Source organism: Nocardioides sp. NPDC006273, from assembly GCF_040613495.1.
In the GTDB taxonomy this organism is placed as follows: domain Bacteria; phylum Actinomycetota; class Actinomycetes; order Propionibacteriales; family Nocardioidaceae; genus Nocardioides.
This window is the reverse complement of sequence record NZ_JBEXSD010000118.1, coordinates 1-4,791: the sequence shown is the minus strand read 5'-3', so window position 1 is coordinate 4,791 and position 4,791 is coordinate 1. Positions and strand designations below refer to the sequence as shown.

At 65.1% G+C, this 4,791-nt stretch carries 7 protein-coding genes; all 7 read right to left on the bottom strand.

Features of this window, described 5'->3' with window-relative positions; translation table 11 throughout:
* Positions 1-30: 30 nt before the first annotated feature.
* Positions 31-525: a hypothetical protein gene (locus tag ABZZ22_RS26800; RefSeq protein WP_354938554.1), complete on the bottom strand. Its 495-nt coding sequence runs from the start codon at positions 523-525 to the stop codon at positions 31-33.
* Positions 526-881: 356 nt separating this feature from the next.
* Positions 882-1,751 (bottom strand): hypothetical protein, encoded by an 870-nt coding sequence (locus tag ABZZ22_RS26795; protein ID WP_354938551.1) that lies wholly within the window; start codon positions 1,749-1,751, stop codon positions 882-884.
* On the bottom strand, positions 1,748-2,302 hold the full coding sequence (locus ABZZ22_RS26790; protein ID WP_354938548.1) for a hypothetical protein: 555 nt from the start codon (positions 2,300-2,302) through the stop codon (positions 1,748-1,750). The genes ABZZ22_RS26795 and ABZZ22_RS26790 overlap by 4 nt, the downstream gene beginning before the upstream one ends.
* Entirely contained in the window at positions 2,295-2,924 is a 630-nt protein-coding gene (locus ABZZ22_RS26785; protein WP_354938545.1) for a hypothetical protein, read from the bottom strand. Before ABZZ22_RS26785 ends, ABZZ22_RS26790 begins: the two co-directional genes overlap by 8 nt.
* Positions 2,924-4,168 (bottom strand): hypothetical protein, encoded by a 1,245-nt coding sequence (locus ABZZ22_RS26780; RefSeq protein WP_354938542.1) that lies wholly within the window; start codon positions 4,166-4,168, stop codon positions 2,924-2,926. Before ABZZ22_RS26780 ends, ABZZ22_RS26785 begins: the two co-directional genes overlap by 1 nt.
* A complete protein-coding gene (locus tag ABZZ22_RS26775; RefSeq protein ID WP_354938539.1) occupies positions 4,165-4,467 on the bottom strand; it encodes a hypothetical protein in 303 nt (100 codons plus the stop codon). Before ABZZ22_RS26775 ends, ABZZ22_RS26780 begins: the two co-directional genes overlap by 4 nt.
* A gap of 123 nt (positions 4,468-4,590) precedes the next feature.
* The coding region (locus ABZZ22_RS26770; RefSeq protein ID WP_354938536.1) for a hypothetical protein at positions 4,591-4,791 on the bottom strand (201 nt) is incomplete at its 5' end.

Here is a 4,791-nt window from a genome sequence, read left to right as displayed (position 1 = left end):
GCGAGATCCGCCGCTGCCTCAAGCGCTACATCACCCGCGAGCTCTACCGCCAACTCGAGCACCCACAAACCCTTGACAGGACATAGGAGCGTCGCCGCGCTTGGCGGCGCAGTCGGCCGCGAAGGCCCATAGGGCGTCGAGCTCACTGAGATCAGCCCGTACGGTTTGCAGGGTTTGGTCGAGCCTCGGGAGGAATTTCGCTCGTTCCTCTTCGAGGAGAGCCCGTGCGTCACGGAGCGCACGGAGAAGAGCGAGCTCGAGGTCGCGGGACTCATCGGTGTTGAGGATCCGCGTGAGGCGGAGCCAAACGACCGCTGCGCCGCCGACAGCGATCGAGGCCACGATCGACCACTGCTCCCGCGAATCGAGGTCGGAGACGAACAACGTGATGCCGCCGGCCACGCTGATGAGAACGAAGCCGATCGTGCCCGATCCGGACGCCATCCGAGTGGCTGGACGCCCGAGCGAGAACACCGCGACTATCACCGCTGCGGCAGCAACGACCGGCGCGAGCGCCGGAAGCATCCACGTCCATCCTGGTGACTCGTACCGGCCGAAGACGCCGCCCCAAGCAGCCGCGGCGGCGACTACGGCAAGGAGGCCGAAACAGTTGAGTGAGGTGCCCGCGTTCAGTGCCGCTCGGGTCCCGCCCTCGATGGCGAAGCGAGCCTTCTCCGCGTCACGGCAAAGGTCGTTGAGGCTCTCGTGGGTGCCGTTCTCCCGAAGAACGATCTCGTCCAGCTTGGCGCCACCAGCTCTCTGTCGTACGCATCGCCTAACGGCCCCGGAGTCGATTCCACATCGGGTCCGCGTCGCCGTTCCCGGCGACCAGCTTCATGACGCCCACCGAGTTGGCCGAACAAGCACGCCATGCCCAGCAGTCAAGATTTGTGGACTTTGGCCTCCCAGGCCGCCTCGACCCTCTCGCCGGAGATATCGTGATGATCGCGCGGGATGTCCAAGATGGCGGTGAGCTTGGACGCGCCTACAGGGCCTTCCACTCTCTCGAGCCCCTTCGTCCCGCGCTTCGCAGCACATGCGGCTGCGTACGTCCAGAGCGACTCGAGAGAGGCAACGTCAGTCCCAGCCTCCCGGAGCCGCTCGTCCAGAGCTTGGATCGCTCGCTCACGTTCCTCAGCGAGCGCTGCGCGGGCCTCACGTCGGGCGAGGAAGAGGCCGAGATCGCGTTCGCGGGCGGCCTCGGGGTTTCGTGCTCGCACTAGGTGGATCCAAGCAACACCCACGAGCCCGACCGCCAGCGACGCGATGATCGAGACCTGTTCCCAGGGCTTCAAGCCCGGAGCAAGCAGCGTGACAACTCCCGCGGCCACGATGAGCACCAACGCGATTACACATGTGCCGGCAGCAGTGCGCCCCATCGGCTTGCGCACCGAGGCCAGCGCGACGAACGCGATGAGGGTAGCGACTACTGGCGATAGGACCGGCGGCATCCACGTCAATCCTGGCGCTTGGCCATACCTACCGAAGATGCCGCCGGCGGCGGTCGCGGCGACGATGATAGCGAGCACACCTATGCCGCCCCATGCCCCCTCGTCTTTCTGGTGGGCCTTGTGAGCAGCCTGAAATCGGGTTTCCTCAGCAGCATCGAAGAGATCAGAGGCCAGTCGGTCATGCCCAGTCGCGCTGAGTACGATCTCGTCGATTCGCGAGGAGGTCAGGTCGATCTCAGAGGACTGGTCTACCGCCTTCGCGATCTCAACTCGGAGGCCGGCCACGTTGTCATTACTCATGAAGATACTTTCCAAGTCGAGATCACAGGCTCAACGAGCGCAAGGATCACCCCGGCCCCAGGTGATGGGGCAGGCGTGAGCGCCACCGTCCCCAACCGTCCATCAACAGAGACGACGTACGTCGTCTGGATGAGCTGTAGGTAGGTGAGATCGCTGTTCAGCCCAGCATCCTCGGCGGCAGCGAGGAACTCCGAGATCCGGAACCCGTGCACAGGGCCGAGCTCAACTGCAACGACAGTCGGGTCCCACGGACCGACCTCGCCGCCCGTGACAAGCCCCAACGCCTCCTTTTCGGAGGTCGGTGGCACACGGTCTGTGTAGAGCGCGAAGTCCGCGACTGCGTACAACGACGACTCTGGTTCCTGCAGCAACAGCGTCAGGTCATCGGTCGCACTGTGGGTGGCGAGGGCGAACTCGGCCATGGTGGTCGCGACTGCCTTGGCCTCTCCTTCAAGTCCGGCTGTCCGCTCGGCGAGGAACCGGGCTTCGCCGTCTGCGCCGGGCACTTCGTGCCAGAAGGACGGGGCGGGTGCGATCGTGAAGTCAGGCATCGTTCCTCCAGCGGAACGTGGCCACGATCCCGTCACTGAGCAGCGTCATGGTCTGGATGTCCTGCTCGCCGACGTGCTCACCGTTTCCTCCGTCAAGGATGGTCGTGCGGATCATAAGTGCGGTGTCCGGCGCGTGCGGCACGCGGATGAGATACGTCGGCTGCACCGTGTGCACCGTTCCGCCGTCGACGGCGTGGTCCACCCTGTCGACCCACCGAAGGATGGTGCCTCGATCATCGAGCGGGGCCGCGCCGCGATCGGTGACCAATTGCTTGGCCATCGATGTCATCGCCGAACCAGCAGGTGCTTGGATCCAGGCCAGCGCCATACTCATTGGTACGAAGTCATCGACGGGGACGTCCACCTGGGAGACCCAAGCGATCATCCGCTCGCGTGCCTGAGGATCGGCATTGTCCGCCTGAGCCAGTATCGCGTCGAGGCTGGCCCTCATCCGGATCGCGTCGACTCCAGGTGATCGTTCCAGCGCGGCGCGGACCTGATCCCGGAGGGCATCCATGTCGGCCGGTCGCTTTGCCCAACCTTGGGGTAGGAGCAACCCGAACGGAGGGGTCTTCGTTGTCGCGCCGAAGAGCTCGGCCCGAAGGCTGTTGACGAGGCTCATCAGTTCGCCCCCGCCCAGTCGCCGACCACGTTGCCCATCCCCACGATATTGGATATCGAGACGCCGACACCCTGCGCGGTCCCGGTCAGCGCATCCGCGAGCGACCCTGGGACGGTGCCGGGGCTGAACCCACACAGCGCGTGCGCAATCTCGCTGCGGCTGTTTCGCCCGCCCTCGCGGAACAGGGTGAAGCCCCGAAGCATGTTCCTCGTGTTCAGGCCGTGACGGGTCATCCAGTCCGCGCTGCGCACCCCGAACTTCTCCATCGCGGCAGCGTCCAAGCCCCGACCCCATGCCTTAGCAGATCCGGCGAGCTTGGAGAACTTCAACGACGACAGTCCGTCGGCGAGCTTCCCGAGACTGGCGAGCTTGCCGAACGGCACGACCCCAAGGAGCGCCAACGCCATGCCGGTCCCAGAACCTCTGTCCGCAAGGAACTTCGAGGCCTCGAGAGCCACCATCAAGACACCTGCGATGATGCCGATCACGGCGGCGAGGGCTGCGAGCGGACCGGTCAAACAAATCGCAAGGATCACCGCGACGAAGCCGATCACCTGGAGCACCACCAGCGCCCCTTCGATGAAGGGCATGGCGTTGTCCCAGAACCCGTCCTCGACGCCGTTCTCGTTGACCTCCTCCAGATCGTCCCGGGTCGTCTCGTACGCGTTGTCCCAGGTCGAGACGGGGGCGTCGTAGCTTCCCCAGTAGCTCTGCCAGTCCGCGACCGCCGAGTCGAACGCAGCTTGCTCACCGGACGCGTCCGGCCGCGGGGCCGCGGTCTCGCCGTCCCCCTCGCCTGCGGGCTTGTCCTCGGCATCCTGGTCGTGCTGTTCCTGCGCCTGCTGGACCTCGAGCAGCGCGAACGAGGTGGTGTTGACCGAGTCCCACGCGGTCTCGGCGTTGGTGACCAGGCTGTCCGTCTCGTCCTGGACGGTCTCGAGCGCCTGCCCGTACGACTTCAGCGCCTCGCCGCTCGGGGAGTAGCGCTCGCCTGCGGTACGCAGGTCGGCGTAGACCTCTTTGGCCTGTTCGCGGATCTTCTCCAGGGAGTCACCGATACCGAGGTCGCCGTCGGCGAACAGCTGCAGCGTATCGGCCGCGGTGGACATCTTCTCGCCGAGGTCGATGATCGCGGCGGCTCGGGTGCTGATCACGCCGGCGTCACCGTCGACCTTCAACAGCTCACGTCCGCCATACGTGTCCGGCATCGAGAGCCGGCGGTACTTGGGGTCGTTCTCGGTCATGCGGCGCTCTCCTGCATCTTGGCGAGCTCGGCGTCCAGGTCAGCCCAGGCCTGCCGGTTCTCGTCGACCCGCTTCTTCATCTCTTCGAGCTTCCCGCGCAACGTCTCCCGCTTGTCGTCCCACTTGGACTCGAAGTCGCTTGCGCGATCCTTCAATGCGGTCCAGCCAGGCAGCGGCGTACGAATGGCGTTCTCCAGCTCGCCCGTTCGCGAGCTGGCTTCTTCGAACTCGGTGATGATCAAACCGAGCGCATTACTCAGCTCCTCCATCCGATCGAACGGAATCAACACGTCTGCCACGAAGTTCGCCTCCAGGTCCTTGCTGGTCTACACGATTACTCCGAGGCTGCCGGGCAACCTCGAAATGGTCAGGGAAGTCTGGCGGGGACGGTTCTCCGCCCCCGCCAGACTCAAAATCGGCTCTCAGCCGCCGGCGAGCTGGGAGTCGAGGTCCTGGATGGCCGTGGCCATGTCACGCAGAGCCTGAGCCATGTCCTCGACACCAGCGATGGCGTCCTTCAGACCCGTCGTCATCTCCGAGTAGCCGTCCTGGAACTTGCCCGACGCCTTCTCCGTCTTGAACCCGTCCTGAACGAGCTCGTCGACGTAACCCTGGCACTCGTC